The sequence below is a fragment of the Sphingomonas sp. genome, assembly GCF_036731925.1.
GTDB lineage: Bacteria > Pseudomonadota > Alphaproteobacteria > Sphingomonadales > Sphingomonadaceae > Sphingomonas.
In genome coordinates this window covers 1,814,207-1,830,558 of sequence record NZ_DAINDJ010000001.1, presented here as the reverse complement: position 1 = coordinate 1,830,558, position 16,352 = coordinate 1,814,207, and the positions used below count along the sequence as shown (strand labels likewise).

Below are 16,352 nucleotides of genomic sequence, written 5' to 3'. Positions count from 1 at the left end.
GCGGACACTTCCCGCGAAGTGGCGGCGCGTCATGTGCGCGAGCCATTGCCTTCCCTTCGTGCGACATATGCGAATCAGTTGCATTAGCGTTTGGCGCTGATATGGGGCCCTCCTCAATCAAAAAGGGGGTCCTACATGCACGTTCGTTTCTGCTGCTCGGTGGCAGCTATCGCCATTGCGCTGGTTTCGGCCGGCCAGGTGCGGGCGCAGCAGGCGGAGGTGCTGCCGGAGACCGTCGCCCGCGGCGAGAAGGCGGACCCCAGCTACGAACTGCAGCCTGGCAACGACACGGGAACCACGGTGATCCGCGAGAAGGAGATCAAGGCGCGCGGGCCTGGGTCCGGCGACGTGAACCAGCTGCTGAAGGCACTGCCCACGGTTCAGTTCGACCGCCGCGCAGGCCTGGCATCGCGCGAGGCGATCCAGGACATTCGGCCCGCCGACATCTCCATTTCGGGCGGTCGCATCTACGAGAACCTGATCACCATCGATGGAATCGATGCCAACACCCGGCTCGACGTAACCGAGAACAACCCGCAGCATTTCGCCGAGCCGGCGGGGAACGCGGCGCAGAATCTGTGGCTCGATTCTAACCTGGTCGGCGAAATCGTCGTGCGCGATTCGAACGTGTCGGCAGAGTTCGGCCGCTTCACCGGCGGCGCGCTCGACATCCGCACCCGCGATCCGAAGCGCCACTTCGGCGGCAATGCGAGCCTGAGCTACACCGCCGACGCGCTGGTGGACTACCGGATCTCCGAAGCCTCGCGGGCGGCGCTGGGCAATGCCGCGCTGCCGGAGCGGCCGAGCTTCCGCAAATGGCGCTTCGGTGCGAGCGTCGACCTCCCCGTCTCGGAGGACGTCGCGTTCCTCGTTGCGGCAAACCGCTCGCGCGCGGACGTGACCTATCGGCGGGCGGCCACCTATGGCGGTACGCCCTATGGCCAGCACAGCCTCAGCGACAATCTGATGCTGCGCGGCGTGGCGGACCTGTCGCCCAGCCTCAAGCTGACCGGGCAATTCACCTATTCGCCGTATGAAAGCCAATCCTCGGCGGCGAACGGGATCAACAATCTGATCACGTCGAAGGGGGGCGGCCTCGCCGGGCAGCTGCAGCTCGATGGCAGCGGCACGACGCGGTGGTCGCTCAAGGCGCGGTTCAGCCACAATGATTCCGGCCGCACTGCTCCGCCGAACAACTATTCGATCCCCTCGAGTTCCACCAATGGCCGGGTGTGCAGCAGCACCAATTGCACGATCGGCGGCTTCGGCAATGTCGACCAGTGGCAGAACAATATCGGGCTGAGCTTCACCGCAGCGCGCGACATCGGCACCGGCGAGCTTCGGGGCGGTGTCGACTATCAGCGGGTCGAGGCGATGCGCAGCCGCCCGCAGACGAACAATGCCTTTTCGCGCGGAACGACGGCGACCAACATCGCCTGCGGCAGCGGCGACAGCCTGTTGTGCGCCACCGGCCAATATGCGCTGACCCAGTATAGCGAATACCGCGCCTATCGTGCCGAGGCGGCGTTGGACAGCGTATCGGCCTGGGCGGAATATTCGGTGAAGGCCGGCCCGGTCGATCTGCGCGGGGGCCTTCGCTACGACTATGAGAGCTTCCTGGGTAATCACAATGTCGCGCCGCGCCTGTCCGCCACGCTGGATCTTCCGTGGCAGGGCTGGGCAGTCACGGCAGGCGCAAATCGCTACTATGGCCGCTCGATGCTCGGCTATGCGCTGCGCGAGCAATATCCGGACAATTTCACCTATCGGCGTACGGGCGTCCGCTCCGGCGCCAGCCTCGTCTTTTCGGATGCGGGATGGACGCTCTACGACACGTCGCATTCCACCAGCTATGCCAACGCGGATCTCAAGACGCCCTATTCGGACGAGCTGACCGGGGCCGTCACCGGCCGTGTGCTGGGCGGCACGATCCGCCTGAAGGGGGTATTTCGCTGGGCCAAGGACGAGTTCTCGCGGTCGTCGGCAACGCGCGTCACGGGGACGCTGGAGACCGGCGCAACGACGACCTACACCCTCTATACGCCCAACAACGACGGCCGCAGCCGGTATCGGGGCGCCTCGCTGGAATGGACGCGGGCGTTCGGCAAGCACAGCATCGCGGCCAACGTCAATTATTCCAAGGCCTTTACCAGCAATACCGACTATTTCGTGATCAGCGACGACGTGGAGGACGAGGCCGTATTCTACGTCTACAACGGGGCGCTGGTATCGGCCGCGTCGATCAACGACCAGAACCAGCGGCTCGAATTCGCCTCGCCGTTCCTCGCCAATTTTACCTGGACCGGGCGCTGGTTTCACGATCGGCTGACCACCAACGTCAACGCGCGGTATCGCAATGGCTTCGATCGCATCGAGGTGACCGGTAACCGGCAGACGGTTAACGGCGCGCGCTACGAGGTCGTGGCGCTGCGGCACTATGCGTCGGGGCTGGACGTGAACCTCAACGCCCAGCTCGACGTGATCCGCAGCCGCGCCGGCACCCTCACGCTCGACGCGCGCATCGCCAACCTGCTCAACCGCGTGCCGGTCCAGGATTCGGCGCTGATCGCCAATCCGTATCAGATGGGCCGATCGGCCTGGTTCGGCCTGGCCTACCGGTTCTGAGCGCGATGCACGGCATGTTCCGCCTCGCGCTGCTGGGTTCGGCGCTGTTGTTCCTGACCGCGGCGGGGCTGCGGCATGCGATGGACGCAGCGGACCTTCGCCGCGCCTATGCCGGTCCGGTCTCCAGCTGGCCGCGTGCCGAGGTGGATGCCGGCGTGGACTTCGTGGAGTTCGGGCCGCTGCCGGCGGCGCCGCCGCCCGACGGCATGGAAGCCCAACGGATCGCGCTCGGCGCGCGGCTGTTCGACGAGCGGCGCCTCTCGGCATCGGGGCAGTTCGCCTGCGCGTCCTGCCATAGCCCGGAACTCGGCTTCGGCGACGGGCTGCGCACGTCTTTCGGGCATGATCGCCGGCGCGGACAGCGCAACGCGCCCGGCCTCTACACGGCCGGCTTCCAGCACAGCCTGTTCTGGGACGGGCGTAGTCCTTCGCTGGAGGATCAGGCGCTCCAGCCGATTGCCAACCCGATCGAAATGGCGGGCCAGTCCCGCCAGATCGAGCGCTGGATCAACCGCGACCAAGCCTATCGGCGGGCGTTCGAGGCAGCCTTCGGGATCCGCCGCATCGGCATGGCGGACGTGGCGCGCGCGCTCGCGAGCTTCGAGCGAAGCCTGCGCCCGCCGCAGACCGCCTGGGACCGCGTCTTCACGCGCGGGACCGAAGTGCTGAGCGATCAGCAGCTGGAGGGGCTGCACCTGTTCCGCACCAAGGCGCGGTGTGCCAACTGCCATCATGGCCCGCTGCTGACGGACCAGAAATTCCATAATCTGGGCATCAGCTTCTATGGCCGGCGTCGGGAGGATCTGGGTCGCTATGCGGTGACGCACAATCCCGCCGATGTGGGCCGGTTCCGGACGCCGTCGCTGCGCGCGGTGCGGCGCACCGGGCCGTATATGCACCACGGCATCTTTCCCAGCCTGGCGGGGGTGGTGAACCTGTACGTCGCGGGAGGCGGCGTCGACCAGGCGGTGCAGAGCCCCACCACCAGCGCGCCACCGCCGCAACGCGACCCGCAGCTCCGGAAGCTGGCGCTAACCCCAGAGGAGCGTGCCGCCCTGGTCGCCTTTCTGGAAATCCTGTGAGCGTCAGTCGGCCTGGTAGCGCATGGGGATCCGGAACGTCCGCGCCTCTGCTCGCGGCGGGGCGGGCAGGGGCGTCGCCAAGACCTGGGCTATCGCGAGCATATCGAGCTGCCGGATGCGCGAGGACAGGAAGACGGCAGCGGCGATGATCCGGCCCCGCGGCGAAACCCGCAGCTCGACGACGACGGTGCCCTCCATGCCTGCCCGCGCCAGCTCCGACGGGAAATTCTGGCGCGCGTGGATCGCATGGAACACCAGGCGGCCGTAGGAATCGGCCTCCGCTGCCGATTGTGACGGCGTGGCGCTGGTGCCAGGCGCGCGGGGAGCGGCTTCGGGGGGAGCGGCCGCGCCTGTCGGGCCCGACCCCGAGCTCGACGGGGCCGCTCCTTCGGTCGCTTCCGCGATCATGGGGGAGGGCGGCAAGGGGGGCGATGGGGCGGAGGCTTCGGCTGTCGCTGTCGGCACGTCCGGCATCGGCGTGGCAACCGCCTGGACTGGCGCCGGTGGTCGCCCATGGTCGGCGGCCTTCGGTTTTGACATCGACGCGGCATGGGCGCGCGCGACGCCCACGACGTCGAACATCCGAATCGTGCTCTCGGCGGAGGACGCAGGATCGCCAAGCCGCGACACGGCTACGACGGCGCCGAGAAGCGCAGTGGCGAGCGACGCCGTCAGCGTAGCTGCGGCGGATCGTTCGGAGAGCGAGGGACGCGAGAGATACACGGCTCCAATTTATCGCGAACGAGATGCAATAGCAATGCTGGCGGGGGCGCGATTCTGGTCGGATGCGGGCGCCGGCCGGTTAGTTTTTGGCTAACGATTCTCGGACATGGTCGATTAGGCGCCCGTCCCTAAGCGGGAGCGCAGGTGCAGGCTTTCGGGAGGCTGGACGACGTGTCAGGGGAGGGGCGCTCTTTCGGGGTGCCGCAATCGGAGAAACGGGAGCGCGCGCGATGGCGGCGCTGAAGACGGTTCCGTCGTCCGAGGTCCGGCTGGGAATGTTCATCCATGGCTTCGAAGGCTCATGGTGGGAACATCCCTTCTGGCGGACCCGATTTCTCCTTACCGACCTGCAGGATCTCCACAAGCTTCGCGAGTTTCGCGGCGGGGTCATCATCGATGTCGCCAAGTCCCAAGCCGCCGCGCCCATCGCGGCGGATGCCGGCGCGCCCGAGGCATCGGCGGAGGCCTTGGTGCCCGCCATCATCGACGCGGAGCCCGCAGTCCGGTTGCGGGCCAGCTTCTCGGCGGAGCAGGCGAGGGCCGCAGCCGTAGTCGCGGGCGCCTTTGAAACGGTACGGAGCACGTTCGACGACGTACGGCTCGGGCGTGCCGTCGCGCATGAGAAAGTCGCCCTCCTGGTCGACGACATTGCGGGCCAGCTGGATCGCAACGCCTCCGCGCTGCTGCGCGTGCTCCAGCTCAAGAGCAAGCACCAATATACCTATCTCCACTCGGTCGCCGTCTGCACGCTGATGGTCAATTTGGCGCGGCACCTGGGGATGGACGAGGAGACGGTGCGCGCGCTGGGGCTGGCGGGCTTGCTGCACGACGTGGGCAAGATGGCTATTCCGGACGCGGTGCTCGACAAGCCGGGCCGCCTCTCCGCAGAGGAGTTTGCCCTGGTGCGGGAGCATCCCGAGCGTGGCTTGTCCCTGCTGCGCGAGGATCCCACCATGCCCGCGCTGGCGATGGAGGTGTGCCTGCACCACCATGAGCGCTGGGACGGCACCGGCTATCCGCACGGGCTGAAGGAGGAGGCGATCAGCCTGCCGGCGCGGATGGGCGCGATCTGCGACGTCTATGATGCGCTGACCTCGCATCGATCGTACAAGCGGGCCTGGCTGCCGGCGCGTGCGCTCGGCGCCATGTGGAGCTGGGCAGGGCATTTCGACCAGCCACTGCTGTTCCAGTTCATGCGGAGCATCAACCTGTATCCGCCCGGCCTGCTCGTGCGCCTCGCCTCCGATCGCCTGGCGCTGGTCCTCCACAATGGGGGCCGCGCAACGCGGACGCGGCTGCTCGTCTTCTATTCGTTCGCCGATGCCGCGGCGCTCGAGCCGACTCCGCTGGTGCTCAGGGGCGGGAAGGACGACGATGCGATCATCGGGTTCCTGGACCCCGACGACGCGCCTGTCGCGGTGCCCGATCTGGAATTGTATCCGCCGCTGCCTGTAACAAATTAGGCATAATACCGGAACGGTATGATTTCTTCGATCGTCTATAACGAACAACAGGAAGAGGATCGCTTGAACGGAGTCGCGTAAATGCGTGCATTGCATGAGTTGCCGCCGGAACAGGTCGAGGGCCGGGGTGTCGATCCCGCCGCATCGCGCAGCCTGTTGATCATGGCGATGGGCAGCGTATTGTTCTGGGCGAGCGTCGCCGTGTGGATCCTGCGCTGATCGCGGCCAAGTTCGTCTAGGTGCCGTAACAGCTTTTCCGTTCCGGCACGGCGTTGCAGATACGGCCCGCGACGCCATGTTGCTTCCGACGATGCCCTGTCTCTAGAAGCGGCATCGAAGATTCGTCGGAAAGCAGAGCATGACCGCCACCCATTCTACCCGCATGTTGATCCTGGGCTCGGGCCCCGCCGGCCTTTCGGCCGCCATTTACGGCGCGCGCGCCGGGCTCGCCCCCATCGTCGTCCAGGGCATCCAGCCCGGTGGGCAGCTGACGACCACCACCGATGTCGAGAACTATCCCGGTTTCCGCGAGGTCATTCAGGGCCCGTGGCTGATGCAGGAAATGCAGGCCCAGGCCGAGCATGTCGGCGCGCAGATGATGTGGGACACGATCGTCGAGATCGACGTGACCCAGCGTCCGTTCCGCATGGTGGGCGACAGCGGCACTGTCTATCTGGGCGACACGCTGGTGATCGCCACCGGCGCCCAGGCGCGCTGGCTGGGCCTAGATTCGGAAGAGCTGCTGAAGGGCAAGGGCGTCAGCGCCTGTGCCACCTGCGACGGCTTCTTCTTCCGCGGCAAGAAGGTGGCGGTGATCGGCGGCGGCAACACCGCGGTCGAGGAGGCCCTGTACCTCACCAATCACAGCCATGATGTTACCCTGATCCACCGTCGCGACAGCCTGCGCGCCGAGAAGATCCTGCAGCAGCGGCTGTTCGCGAACGAGCGGATCACCACCTTGTGGAACAAGGAAGTGGCGCGCTTCATCGGCGGCGGTCAGCCGGAGGGCCTTGTCGCCATTGAGCTGCGGGACACCGTGACGGGCGAGCTGTCGACCATTGAGGTCGACGGCGGCTTCGTGGCGATCGGCCATCATCCCGCGACCGAGCTGTTCCGCGGCCACATCGCGCTCGATGACGATGGCTATATCCAGGTCGAGAAGGGCACGACCAACACCAGCGTGCCGGGCGTGTTCGCGTGCGGGGACGTGATGGACAAGCATTACCGCCAGGCGATCACCGCCGCCGGCACCGGCTGCATGGCCGCGCTCGACGCCGAGCGCTTCCTCGCGGCGGCCGATTTCGAGACGGTGGCCCAGGCGGCCGAATGATCGAGGGTCAGGGCGCTCGCTGTTCGGCGAGCGCCTCGATCACCCGCTCGTAGAGCCATGCCCTGTCGGCAATGCCGGCGAAGACGTGGCTCGCGGTATCGAACTGCTTGCGGCGGATGCGCGTGCCTGCGGCCGCGAAACCCGGCTTGTGCAGGAATTCGGCAAAGGCCGTTGCCACCGCGTCCCGCGTTGCCAGCAACACGGTGACCGGCACCTCTGCCTGTATCAGCGCAGCTGCAAGCTCGGCAGCGAGGCTGGGCGGCGAGTCCGCCTTGCGCGTCCCGACCCGGCCGATCATCTGCCGCACCCAGCCGCGCGATGCCTCGGGTGCCGCACCTTCCTCGGGCGGAGGCGGAGGCGGCCCGACGACGATCGGGTTGGCGAGCAACAGCGAATCGATTCGAGCCTGGCCGTGATACAGGGCAAGCGCGGTGGCGCCGTCGCCCGTTCCGAAAGCGACGACGCGGCGCAGCTTCGCTTCGCGCCGGAAGATGCCGGCGGCGGCCATGATGTCGGGCGCGCTCTCCAGGAAGCCGGCATTGCTCCCCCCCGAATCGCCGACACCTCGTCGATCAAAACGGAATACCGGATAGCCTGCCGCCGCGATGCGGTGGGCGAGCTGCCCCATGCTCCGATGCGGGCCGCTGCGCACTTCGTTTCCGCCGGAGACGATCAGCAGCCCGGTATCGCCCGAGGCGCCGTCGAGCGTGCCGACCAGCATCGCGCCGAGGCAGGGAAAGCCGATCAGGCTTCGCACGCGCGCACCCACGCAGCGAGGTCGTCCGCGAGCAGTGCCGCGAGCGCAAGGTCGTTTTCCGGCGCCGGCTCGCGCCACAGCGCGCGGCCTGCCACCAGGCGATCGGCCGGGCGTGTGTCGCCCTCCAGCCGGAGCGTCCGCGCCGGCTCGGTGTGGCAATCGCCGAGCTCTTCAAGAAAACTGTCCGGCAAGCGATGGCCGCCATAGCCGGGGGCGTCTCCGGTCCGGTGCAGGCGGCGGAGTGCGCGGAGCAGCGCGTCGCCGGGCTGCGGCGAAAAATGCCAGCGGTGGCGGACGGCCACGCTGCCGTCCAGCAGCGCGCCGCTGCGGATGGCCATCGAATAGGCGCGGCCACCCGCGGTACGCGCCGCTGCAGCGAAGCCGGCGCGCAGGTCCGAAAGGGCGATCCGCTCGCTCGGGATGAGGCTCTCGCCGGTGCCGGGAAGCTCCGGCAGCACGCCCGCAATGCCGTGCGTCTCCCCCAGGGTACGAAGAATGGTGACGGCGAACGCGCGCATGCGGTTCGCCTCCTCGAAGAGGGGAAGGGCAGCTATGACGACCGGGCCGCTGCCGGGGCCGAAGCGCAACATCGCCTCCCGACCGCCCGGCCAGTCATAGGGTTCGATCACCCCAGAACCTTCTGGACGGCAAAGCGGGTGAGCGTACCGAAGCTCTCCAGCATCTCCCCGTCCACCTCATCATCCTCGATCAGGATGCCCAGCCGGTCTTCGATTTCGGTCAGCACGCCGGCGACCGCGAGGGAATCGAGCTCGGGCAGGGCGCCGAACAACGGTGTGTTCTCGTCGAACGCAGCGACCCGATCGTCGCTCAATCCGAGGACGTCGCGCAATACGCCGCGCACCGTGGTTTCGACTTCGAGCATGCCTTCAGGCCGCAATGGGGATCCCCTGCAAGAAATTTTGCGCTTCCGTAAGGCTTGGCGGCGGCGCTGCCAAGACTATGGGTGTGGCATGATCGCGCTGGATCCTGCCCCGCATCTTATAGACGCGCTGCCGCTGCGTGGCGCGCCGGACGCTGTTGCTTTGGAAGACAAGGCCGGCACGCTCACCTATGCCGCGGTGGAGGCGGCGGTCGGCGGCATGGCGCATGCGCTTGCCGCGTACGGCCTGGCGCCGGGAGAGCGGGTGGCGAGTTGGCTGCCCAAGACCCGCACCGCCTGCCTGCTGCCGCTCGCCGGGCCGCGGGCCGGGCTGGTGCACGTGCCGATCAACCCCGCGCTCAAGCGCGCGCAGGTGGCGCATATCCTGGCGGACAGCGGCGCGCGGCTGCTGGTGACGCAGGCGGCACGGCTCGCGGCGCTGGCCCCCGGCGACGTGCCGGCCGATTGCCGCATCGTGCTCGAGGAGGACCTCGCCGGCACCGACCGGCTGCCGCCCGCGCGCGGCGATGTCGATGCGCTGGCGGCGATCCTCTATACTTCCGGCTCCACCGGGCGGCCCAAGGGGGTGATGCTCAGCCACGCCAATCTGTGGCTCGGCGCGATCAGCGTCGCGCATTATCTCGAGCTCGCGCCCGAGGACCGGGTATTGGGCGTGCTGCCGTTGAGCTTCGACTACGGCCAGAACCAGCTCTTCTCGACCTGGGCGGCGGGTGCGCGGGTGGTGCCGCTCGACTATATGGCGCCGCGTGACGTGGTGAAGGCGGTGGCACGGTTCGGCATCACCACGCTGGCGGGCGTGCCGCCGCTGTGGGTGCAGCTGCTCGAGGCGGACTGGCCGGCGGAAACCGCCGCGATGCTCAAGCGGCTGACCAATTCGGGCGGGGCACTCACGCGGCCGCTGGTGCAGGGCCTGCGCAGCCGCTTCCCGGCGGCGGACCTCTACCCGATGTACGGCCTGACCGAGGCGTTCCGTTCCACCTATCTCGATCCCGCGCTGGTCGACGCCCATCCGGACTCGATCGGGCGCGCCATTCCCTTTGCCGAGATCCTGATCGTCGATGCCGAGGGGCAGCGTGCCGCGCAGGGTGAACTGGTCCATGCCGGGCCGCTGGTCGCCAAGGGCTATTGGCGCGATGCCGAGCGAACGGCGCTGCGCTTCCGCCCCGCGCCGAGCTTTGCCGAGCATCAGGGGATGGCGGTGTGGTCCGGCGATACCGTGGCGGAGGACGCGAATGGGCTGCTGCGTTTCGTCGGCCGCGACGACGAGATGATCAAGTCCTCGGGCAATCGGATCAGCCCGACCGAGATCGAGGAAGCGGTAGTCGCCGGCGGCGAGACCAGCGAAGCGGTGGCATTCGGCGTCCCCGATCCTCGGCTAGGTCAGGCGATCCTGGTGGTTGCGCGGGGCGACGGCAGCCGGGAAGACGAATTGCGCGCGCGGCTGCGACGGGAGCTGCCGAGCTTCCAGCAGCCGACGCGCTACCTCTGGCGGGAAAGCCTGCCGCGCAACGCCAATGGCAAGCTCGACCGATCCGGGCTGAAGACGGAGATTCTATGAACGCGAAGCCGATCGGGCCGCTCCCCGCCGACTATGCCGGGCAGCAGAAACTGCAGGTCGCCGGACGTAGCGCGGCCGACTGGGCAGGGGCGGGAACGCCGCTCTATCTGTACGACGCCGCCGCCGTGCAGGCGCGGATCGCACGGTTCCGCGCGGCGATCCCGGCGCGTGTGGCGCTGCACTATGCGATCAAGGCCAATCCCTTCCCGCCGCTGATCGCCGCCATCGCCCCGCAGGTCGACGGGATCGACGTCGCCTCGGCGGGCGAGATGGACAAGGCGCTGGCGGTGATGGACGCATCGGCGATCAGCTTCGCCGGCCCGGGCAAGCGCGACGCCGAGCTGGAGGCGGCGATCCGCGCAGGCGTGACGCTCAATCTCGAATCCGAAGGCGAGGCGGAGCGCGCGCTGGCGATCGGCGATCGGATCGGGGTCCGCCCCCGGCTGGCGGTGCGGGTGAACCCCGATTTCGAGCTGCGCGGATCGGGCATGAAGATGGGAGGGCGCGCCTCGCCCTTCGGAGTGGATGCCGCGCGCGTGCCGGCGCTGGTCCGCCGGCTGGTGGCGGCCGGGGCCGACTGGCGCGGCTTCCACATCTATGCGGGCTCGCAGGCACTTTCCGCCGAGGCGGTGATCGAGACCCAGGCGGCGACCATCGGCCTGGCGGCACGGCTGGCGGAGGAGGCGGGCGCATTGCCGCCGCTGGTCAATCTCGGCGGCGGCTTCGGCATCCCGTACTTTCCCGGCGATCTGCCGCTCGACATCGAAGCAGTGGGCGCGGCACTGGCGGGGGAGCTGGACCGGCTGGACACCCATTATGCCATCGAACTCGGCCGCTGGCTGGTGGGCGAGGCGGGCATCTATCTGGCCCGGGTGATCGATCGGAAGGAAAGCCAGGGCGAGACCTTCCTCGTCGTCGACGGCGGGCTCCACCACCATCTCGCCGCGACCGGCAATTTCGGCACGGTCGTCCGCCGCAATTACCCGGTCGCCGTCGCGCACCGGATGCAGGATCCGGCCGAGGAGGTCGTCACCGTGGTCGGCCCGCTCTGCACCCCGCTCGACCGGCTGGCGGACCGCGTGGCGCTGCCGCGCGCAGCGGTGGGCGACCTGATCGCGATCTTCGCCTCGGGTGCCTATGGCGCCAGCGCCAGCCCGCAGGCGTTTCTTGGCCATCCGCCGGTGCGCGAGCTTCTAGCAGGAAGCTGACGCCTAACGCTAAATTTACGCGTCCTGCGCCATAGGTCGCCGTCCGGCAGAGGCGTGCGGCAACCCGCCTTGCTGCCGCTTGGAGGCACGGCAATGGCGGTTTCACGAGGGTTCCACGCGGCGGCGACGCTGGCGCTGGCAGCGCTGCTTTCAGCGTGCGGCGGCGGTGGGCCGCGTCCCGAACTGCCGGCCGCCGGTTTCGTGGGCGCCAAGGAAGCGCCGAGCGAGGAATATGTCATCGGTCCGCTCGACCAGCTCAACATCTTCGTCTGGCGCAACCCGGAGATCTCCACCAAGGTGCAGGTGCGCCCGGACGGCCGCATCACCACCCCGCTGATCAACGACATGCCGGCGGTGGGCAAGACGCCCGCCATGCTGGCCGACGACCTGAAGCTCGCGCTCAGCGAGTATATCAAGGACCCGATCGTATCGGTGATCGTCGAGAATTTCTCGGGCACGTTCAGCCAGCAGGTCCGCGTCGTCGGCGCGACCGAGAAGCCGGCCTCGCTGCCCTATCGCGCCAACATGTCGATCCTGGACGCGATGATCGCGGTGGGCGGCCTCAACGAATTCGCCGCGGGCAATCGCGCGCGGCTGGTGCGCTACGATCCGCAGACCGGCAAGCAGCGCGAATACAAGCTGCGCCTCGCCGATCTGCTGAAGAGCGGGGATACCTCCGCCAATGTCCGGCTCGAGCCGGGCGACGTGATCATTATCCCGCAGAGCATGTTTTGATGGGAAGCCTGTTCGACGAGGTCCGCAGCGCGATCCACGCCGTCTGGATGCGCCGGACGCTGGCGCTGGCAGTGGCCTGGGCGATCTGCGTGGTCGGCTGGGTGGCGGTGTCGCGGATCCCCGACAGCTACGAATCCAGGGCACGCGTGCTGGTAGAGCTGCGCCAGGTGCTGCCGAGCGACGGCGGCGTCGGCACCGCCGGCCAGCAGCAGGACATCGACCGCATCCGCCAGACGCTGACCAGTTCGGTGAACCTCGAAAAGGTGGTGCGGGGTACCGACCTTGCCAGAACGATCACCAAGCCAGCCGATCTCGGCGCCCGCATCGCCAGCCTGCAAAAGGCGATCAAGCTCACCGCCCAGCAGGACAATCTGTTCGAGATCGCGGTGACCGGCGCCGATCCGGCGATCTGCCGCCAGGTGGTGGAAAAGCTGATCGCGCTGTTCCGCGACAACAAGCTTGCCGACAGCCGCGACGAGAGCAGCCAGTCGCTCGCCTTTCTCGACCAGCAGCTCGCCGAGCGCCAGCAGGCGCTGCAGGCGGCAGAAGCCAAGCGCGCGGATTTCCAGTCGCGCTTCCTCGGGAGCCTCCCGGGCACGGGTTCGCTCGACGACAGGATCGGCGCGGCGCAGCAGCAGCTCCAGCAGATCGAAGGCGATCTGGCGGCCGCGCAGAGCAGCCTCAGCGCGGTCAACGCGCAGATGGCGGGAACTCCGGCGAGCGTCGCCGGCCAGGGACCGGTGGTAGCCGGAAGCGGCCCGGCGCAAGCGCGCCTGGCGGACCTGCAGGCGCAGCTCGCCGACGCACGCGCGCGGGGCTTCACCGAGGCGCATCCGGACGTGATCGCGCTCAAGCGGCAGATTGCCGGTGCCCAGGCCGCGGCGGCGCGCGAGCCGAGGGCCGGCGACGGGGGCGGTAGCTTCGCCAATCCGCTCTATCTCAGCCTCCGCGCGATGCAGGCCGACAAGGCCGCGCAAGTTGCCGCGCTCAGCCAGCGCCGCGCGCAGATCCAGGGCGATCTCGCCGCGCTAAGCGCTAAGCTCACCCAGGCGCCCCAGGCGGCTTCCGAACAGGGCCAGATCGACCGCGACTATCAGGTGCTGAAGGACCAATATGCGAAGCTGCTGGCAGACCGCGAGCAGCTTCGGATCAGCAGCCAGGCACAGAGCCAGACCGACGCGGTGAAGTTCAGCGTCATCGATCCGCCGACGCAGCCGCGCGCGCCCAACTCGCCCAACCGGCCGATGCTGCTCACGGCGGTGCTGGTCGCCGGCCTTGGCGCGGGCGTCGCGGCGGCGTTCCTGCTCGCCAAGCTTCGGACGACGTTCGACACGGCGAGCCGGCTGGAACGCGCCAGCGGCATGCCGGTGATCGGCTCGATCGGCGAGGTGGTCACGCCGCGGCAGCGCGCGCTCCGCCGGCGGCAGTTGCGACACTTCCTGGGCGGCGCGGCGGGGCTGGGGGCTGCCTATGCCGTGGTTCTGCTGGTGGGCATGCTCCATCACGGCGCGGGGGCCTGAACGATGAACGACCATTCCCCCAAACGCTTCCACGGCTCGCTGATCCAGCGCGCGCTGGCGATGATGCCGGGCCTTCCAGTCGAGGAGACGCCTGACCCCGCCGGAGCGCCAGCAGCTCCGCCGGTCCAGCAGCGTCCGATGGTACCGATTGATCGCGCCCGCCTCGCCGCTACGGGGATGCTGGTGCCGGGGGGGGCGATCACGCCGCTCGCCGAGGAATTCCGCATGGTGAAGCGGCAGCTGCTGCTCACCGCCCGCGGCGTCGCCGGCGTGGATGCCGATCGCGCGCGGATGATCCTGGTCTGCTCGGCCCAGCCCGACGAGGGCAAGACCTTCTGCGCGATCAATCTCGCGCTGTCGATCGCGGCGGAGAAGGATGTCGAGATCCTGCTGGTCGACGCCGATTTCGCCAAGCCCGATGTCTCCAGGCGGCTGGGCATGGGCGAAGGGCCGGGCCTGCTCGACGCCCTGGCAGGGCAGATCGATGTCGAGGCGTGCATCGTCGATACCGACGTGCCGCAGCTCGCGATCCTGCCTGCCGGCACCCGCAGCGTCAGCGATACCGAGCTGCTCGCCAGCGACGGCGCGCGGGCGATGCTCGATCGGCTGGCGGCGGCCAATCCGCGCCGCATCGTGATCTTCGATTCGCCCCCCGCGCTCGCCGCCTCGCCGGCCTCGGTGCTGGCGCTGCATGTCGGCCAGACGATGATGGTCGTCCGCGCCGACCGCACCAGCGAGGAGGACCTGCGCGCCGCCGTCGCCGCGCTGGACGGGTGCGAGCATATCCAGCTGGTCCTCAACGCCGTTTCGTTCCAGCCGCAGGGGCGGCGCTTCGGCAGCTATTACGCGCAGGCGGGCCGGTGATTCGTGGCGCGATCGTGCTGGCCGTCTGCGCCGCCGCGATCGTGCCCGCGGCCGCCCAGCGCCGCGCGACGATAACCCCCTATATCGAGGTGAGCCAGGTCGCCACCGCGGAGCTCAACGGCGGCGAGACGCTGACCTATTCGCAGCTCGGCGCCGGGCTGGACGGCAGCATCCGCACGCGCCGGATGCAGGTGCAGGTGAGCTATCAGTATCAGCATCGCTTCGCCGAGAAGGGCAGCGTGCAATCGGGCGACAGCCATAACGGCCTCGCCCGGGCGCGTATCGCGGTGGGCCGGGCGGTCACCCTGGAAGCAGGTGCCGTCGCCACGCGCACCCGTACCGATGCCCGGGGCGATGCGCTGAGCGGCAATGCTGCCAATGCCCGCAACCTCAGCCGGCTCTATTCGGGCTTTGTCGGCCCGAAGCTCGACACGCATGCCGGGCCGCTGTTCGTGCAGGGGGCCTACCGCTTCGGCTTCACCAAGGTCGACGACGGTACCGCGACCGGCGTGGCCTCCACGCTGCCGCAGGTCGACCGGTTCGATCACGCAACCTCGCACGCCGTGAACGCCAGCGTCGGCGCCAGGCCCGGCACGGTGCTGCCGATCGGCCTCAGCGTCACCGGCGGCCTGGTGCGTGAGAATGCCAGCCAGCTCGACCAGCGCTTCGCCAGCAGCTCTGGCCGCGGCGACGCGATCGCACCGGTCAGCCGCACGGTCGCGCTGGTCGGCGGGGCAGGCTATGAACGAGTCACCGTCCGTCAGCGCGATGCGCTGCGCAGCGCCGGCGGCGCACCGGTGATCGACGGTGCTGGGCGCTATGTCACCGATCCGGCATCGCCGATGCGGCTCGCCTATGATTTCGACGGAATGTTCTGGGACGGCGGCGTGCTCTGGCGGCCGAGCCGGCGCACCGCGCTCGAGCTGCGGATCGGCCGCCGCTACGGCGCGATGCGCTATACGGGCAGCTTCACCTTCCAGCGCAGTAGCGGCAGCGGCATCCAGGTGGCGGTGTACGATACCGTCGAGACCTATGGCCAGCAGGTCGGCAGCAGCCTCGCCGCCTTGCCGGTGGGCTTCGTTACCACGGCCGATCCGTTTGGCGTGCAGGCAGGCGCCTGCATTTATGGCACCAGCGGCGCGGCGGCGGGCGGGTGCATCGCGGGCGCCTTCGCCTCGGCGGCGACGGCGGCCTATCGCGGGCGCGGGTTCACGACCAACGCGGTGTGGAGCCGCGGCACGACCCGATTGGGGCTGGGCGGCGGCTTCGCCCGACGCGATTTCCTCACTCCCGTCGCGGCGTCTGCCGGCAGCGGCAGCTGGGACGAGAGCTTCTACGCACAGGCCTTCGCCGCACTGGCCGCCGGCAGGAACGGCACGATCGGACTGAACCTGCTGGCCAGCTATTATGACGGCGACATCCCCGGCAGCACCGCCGTGTTCGGCTGGGGGGCGAACACCGCCTATACCCGGCGTGTGGGGCAGCTGAGCCTCACCGCGGCCACGGGCCTCTACGGCTCGATGCGCGACGGCCCGGACCAGCTATCGGCACAGGCGCTGATCGGAGCGCGCTATGGCTTCTAGAAA

15 protein-coding genes are annotated in these 16,352 nt (G+C 68.7%); 11 read left to right on the top strand and 4 right to left on the bottom strand.

Features of this window, described 5'->3' with window-relative positions:
• The first annotated feature begins 135 nt into the window (after nucleotides 1–135).
• A complete protein-coding gene (locus tag V7E00_RS08875; RefSeq protein WP_333572257.1) occupies nucleotides 136–2,625 on the top strand; it encodes a TonB-dependent receptor plug domain-containing protein in 2,490 nt (829 codons plus the stop codon).
• A gap of 5 nt (nucleotides 2,626–2,630) precedes the next feature.
• Nucleotides 2,631–3,707, top strand: coding sequence for a cytochrome-c peroxidase (locus tag V7E00_RS08870; protein ID WP_333572256.1), 1,077 nt, complete (start codon nucleotides 2,631–2,633; stop codon nucleotides 3,705–3,707).
• Nucleotides 3,708–3,710: 3 nt separating this feature from the next.
• Here V7E00_RS08870 and V7E00_RS08865 read toward each other — a convergent pair whose 3' ends face one another.
• A complete protein-coding gene (locus tag V7E00_RS08865) occupies nucleotides 3,711–4,430 on the bottom strand; it encodes a TonB family protein (protein ID WP_333572255.1) in 720 nt (239 codons plus the stop codon).
• 230 nt (nucleotides 4,431–4,660) lie between these two features.
• Between V7E00_RS08865 and V7E00_RS08860 the strand changes: the two genes are divergently transcribed.
• From V7E00_RS08860 to trxB, 3 genes are all read left to right on the top strand, one after another.
• Nucleotides 4,661–5,893, top strand: a complete 1,233-nt coding sequence (locus V7E00_RS08860) for an HD-GYP domain-containing protein (RefSeq protein ID WP_333572254.1) — start codon at nucleotides 4,661–4,663, stop codon at nucleotides 5,891–5,893.
• 81 nt (nucleotides 5,894–5,974) lie between these two features.
• Nucleotides 5,975–6,112: a hypothetical protein gene (locus tag V7E00_RS08855; protein ID WP_294253435.1), complete on the top strand. Its 138-nt coding sequence runs from the start codon at nucleotides 5,975–5,977 to the stop codon at nucleotides 6,110–6,112.
• 139 nt (nucleotides 6,113–6,251) lie between these two features.
• Nucleotides 6,252–7,223: a thioredoxin-disulfide reductase gene (gene trxB, locus V7E00_RS08850; RefSeq protein WP_333572253.1), complete on the top strand. Its 972-nt coding sequence runs from the start codon at nucleotides 6,252–6,254 to the stop codon at nucleotides 7,221–7,223.
• Nucleotides 7,224–7,230: 7 nt separating this feature from the next.
• On the opposite strand, the gene V7E00_RS08845 is transcribed toward trxB, so the two are convergent.
• Genes V7E00_RS08845 through V7E00_RS08835 form a run of 3 tightly spaced genes read right to left on the bottom strand, consistent with a single transcriptional unit; the run spans nucleotide 7,231 to nucleotide 8,863 of the window.
• Nucleotides 7,231–7,980, bottom strand: a complete 750-nt coding sequence (locus tag V7E00_RS08845) for a serine aminopeptidase domain-containing protein (RefSeq protein ID WP_333572252.1) — start codon at nucleotides 7,978–7,980, stop codon at nucleotides 7,231–7,233.
• A complete protein-coding gene (locus tag V7E00_RS08840; RefSeq protein ID WP_333572251.1) occupies nucleotides 7,968–8,609 on the bottom strand; it encodes a hypothetical protein in 642 nt (213 codons plus the stop codon). The genes V7E00_RS08845 and V7E00_RS08840 overlap by 13 nt, the downstream gene beginning before the upstream one ends.
• Complete coding sequence (locus V7E00_RS08835; RefSeq protein WP_333572250.1) at nucleotides 8,606–8,863, bottom strand: acyl carrier protein; 258 nt, start codon at nucleotides 8,861–8,863, stop codon at nucleotides 8,606–8,608. Before V7E00_RS08835 ends, V7E00_RS08840 begins: the two co-directional genes overlap by 4 nt.
• A gap of 88 nt (nucleotides 8,864–8,951) precedes the next feature.
• Between V7E00_RS08835 and V7E00_RS08830 the strand changes: the two genes are divergently transcribed.
• From V7E00_RS08830 to V7E00_RS08805, 6 genes are all read left to right on the top strand, one after another.
• Complete coding sequence (locus tag V7E00_RS08830; RefSeq protein ID WP_333572249.1) at nucleotides 8,952–10,439, top strand: acyl-CoA ligase (AMP-forming), exosortase A system-associated; 1,488 nt, start codon at nucleotides 8,952–8,954, stop codon at nucleotides 10,437–10,439.
• Nucleotides 10,436–11,647 carry a pyridoxal-dependent decarboxylase, exosortase A system-associated gene (locus V7E00_RS08825; protein WP_333572248.1) on the top strand — a complete coding sequence of 404 codons (1,212 nt, stop codon included), beginning with the start codon at nucleotides 10,436–10,438 and terminating at the stop codon, nucleotides 11,645–11,647. Before V7E00_RS08830 ends, V7E00_RS08825 begins: the two co-directional genes overlap by 4 nt.
• 93 nt (nucleotides 11,648–11,740) lie before the next feature.
• Nucleotides 11,741–12,382 (top strand): XrtA/PEP-CTERM system exopolysaccharide export protein, encoded by a 642-nt coding sequence (locus tag V7E00_RS08820; RefSeq protein WP_333572247.1) that lies wholly within the window; start codon nucleotides 11,741–11,743, stop codon nucleotides 12,380–12,382.
• Nucleotides 12,382–13,902, top strand: coding sequence for an XrtA system polysaccharide chain length determinant (locus V7E00_RS08815; protein WP_333572246.1), 1,521 nt, complete (start codon nucleotides 12,382–12,384; stop codon nucleotides 13,900–13,902). Before V7E00_RS08820 ends, V7E00_RS08815 begins: the two co-directional genes overlap by 1 nt.
• Nucleotides 13,903–13,905: 3 nt before the next feature.
• Nucleotides 13,906–14,766 (top strand): AAA family ATPase, encoded by an 861-nt coding sequence (locus V7E00_RS08810; RefSeq protein ID WP_333572245.1) that lies wholly within the window; start codon nucleotides 13,906–13,908, stop codon nucleotides 14,764–14,766.
• Nucleotides 14,763–16,349 carry a hypothetical protein gene (locus tag V7E00_RS08805; RefSeq protein ID WP_333572244.1) on the top strand — a complete coding sequence of 529 codons (1,587 nt, stop codon included), beginning with the start codon at nucleotides 14,763–14,765 and terminating at the stop codon, nucleotides 16,347–16,349. The genes V7E00_RS08810 and V7E00_RS08805 overlap by 4 nt, the downstream gene beginning before the upstream one ends.
• Nucleotides 16,350–16,352: the final 3 nt, after the last annotated feature.